This window comes from Ketobacter sp. GenoA1, assembly GCF_003671475.1.
Taxonomy (GTDB): domain Bacteria; phylum Pseudomonadota; class Gammaproteobacteria; order Pseudomonadales; family Ketobacteraceae; genus Ketobacter.
Map to the genome: position 1 here is coordinate 1 of NZ_RCHM01000013.1, position 1,938 is coordinate 1,938.

Sequence of the window (1,938 nt, forward strand, 5' to 3'; positions counted from 1 at the left end):
TAGGTTGGTACCGGCACCGTTTTAACTATCCGGTCAACGCGGACCCAGCTACGCCGCACCAACATGTGGTCGCTTCGCTTCTACCACATGTTGGCACAACGTAGCTGGGCCGGTTACCTCAGCGTTAAATGGTGCCATGTAGTTTGATTCATTTTAAGTGATATTCGGCTTCGCCGGAGCGCTATAAGGTTGGGTGGTGGTATCTCAGATCTGTGTTGCTGCTAGTGATTATGTTCGTCGAACACTGCCAGCATTGGGTATCTCAATCGTATAATCCCAGCAGATCTAAAGCGTAGGTTTCGTAGTTCTAAATAGGTTTGCCAGGCTGTTGAAGGTCGACCAACAAACCGTACGTTCTTCGTGGTTGTAGTAGGGTGCATTGGTGGTGGCAATTACGGTATTCTAATTGTCATGTTCGTTGAGCTTAGAGTGGCGCGCTCGCGCCACAACGTGGTTGTTGGCAAGTGAGTTCCAGCACCGTTTTAACTATCCGGTCAACGCGGACCCAGCTACGCCGCACCAACATGTGGTCGCTTCGCTTTTTACCACATGTTGGCACAACGCAGCTGGGCCGGTTACCTCAGCGTTAAATGGTGCCCTTTAGTTTGATTTGTTTTAAGTGATATTCGGCTTCGCCGGAGCGCTATAAGGTTGGGTGGTGGTATCGCTGATCTGGGTTGCTGCTAGTGATTATGTTCGTCGAACAATACCAGCATTGGTTATCGCAATCGTATTATCCCAGCAGGTCTAAAGCGTAGAATTGATAGTTTTAAATAGGTTTGCCAGGCTGTTGAAGGTCGACCAACAAACCGTTCGTTCTTCGTGAGCCTATCGGTTTTGACGGTTGGGGCAATTAAGGTATTCTAACTGTCACGGTTTATAGGTTTAGGTGGCGCGCTCGCGCCACAACGTGGTTGTTGGTAGGTTGGTACCGGCACCGTTTTAACTATCCGGTCAACGCGGACCCAGCTACGCCGCACCAACATGTGGTCGCTGCGCTTATACCACAGGTTGGCACAACGCAGCTGGGCCGGTTACCTCAGTGTTATAAATTTTCAAGATCGAGCAAGGGGATTAGATATGTGGGTAGGATTTAGCAAAAGTTTGGGGGGCGGTTTTAGGGTTGGCGTTGGAACTAGAATTGGTGGTAGATCTTCTAGACGAAGAAGCGGCCCAACTCAAGCTCAAATAGCAAAGCTCGAAAAGGCTCAATTCATAAAGAATATCGCTGAAGAGTCGAACCAATCACTCCAAGAGTACTTGGTAAATAACAACATTGACCCCGTTTTTGCAGAGCGAAAAAAATTGGATCTAGATGACCTTCTTGGTAAAGGGGATACCGCTTCACAATATCAAAAGTTCAAAGCTAGCATAAGCGAAGTGAATGAGATCATTAGTAAAGTTAACTATGGTGGAAATTTAACTGCAAGCAGAAAAGATAGGCTTGTTGATCTTGTTTTTGAGTTGCGTGAAATTGTTGGCGAGAGTGGGCCTGGCTTAAATGAGTTGGCAACACAAATATCCAAAAAATCAGAAAAAACATCGATTATCACGTTTTCAGTGTTTCTTTCTATTGTTGCGGTATTAATGGCTGTTGGGTCTTTTGTTGACGACAAGCCAATTACGGGTATAGCTGATGTTATCCCATTGGTTATGGGTACAGGGTTTGTTGCAGCTATCTTATATTTACCTGCGCATCTGGTAATAAAGATGATCGCCAAAGTTAAATACAATCGCCAAGCAGTAGCAAAGACAAAGCAGCAGTATGGTCTGGCGTAAAAAATTTATAACAATTTGCTGTACTCGGACCCGACACCTCCCCCGATAATGCGCACACCTCCAACTACCTAAGTGGAGGTGTCAAATGGCACGAAGAAAGCAATACAATCGATACGACGATGAGTTCAAGGCAACGGCGGTTGCCCTCACCAAAATACC

1 protein-coding gene is annotated in these 1,938 nt (G+C 46.3%); it reads left to right on the forward strand.

Annotated elements, in window-relative coordinates; genetic code table 11:
- Positions 1-1,080: 1,080 nt before the first annotated feature.
- Entirely contained in the window at positions 1,081-1,779 is a 699-nt protein-coding gene (locus D9N13_RS05020) for a hypothetical protein (protein ID WP_290586762.1), read from the forward strand.
- Positions 1,780-1,938 lie beyond the last annotated feature (159 nt).

Coding starts and splice junctions, on each gene's coding strand:
- D9N13_RS05020 (WP_290586762.1), top strand. CDS start 1,081: ATGTGGGTAGGATTTAGCAAAAGTTTGGGGGGCGGTTTTAGGGTTGGC.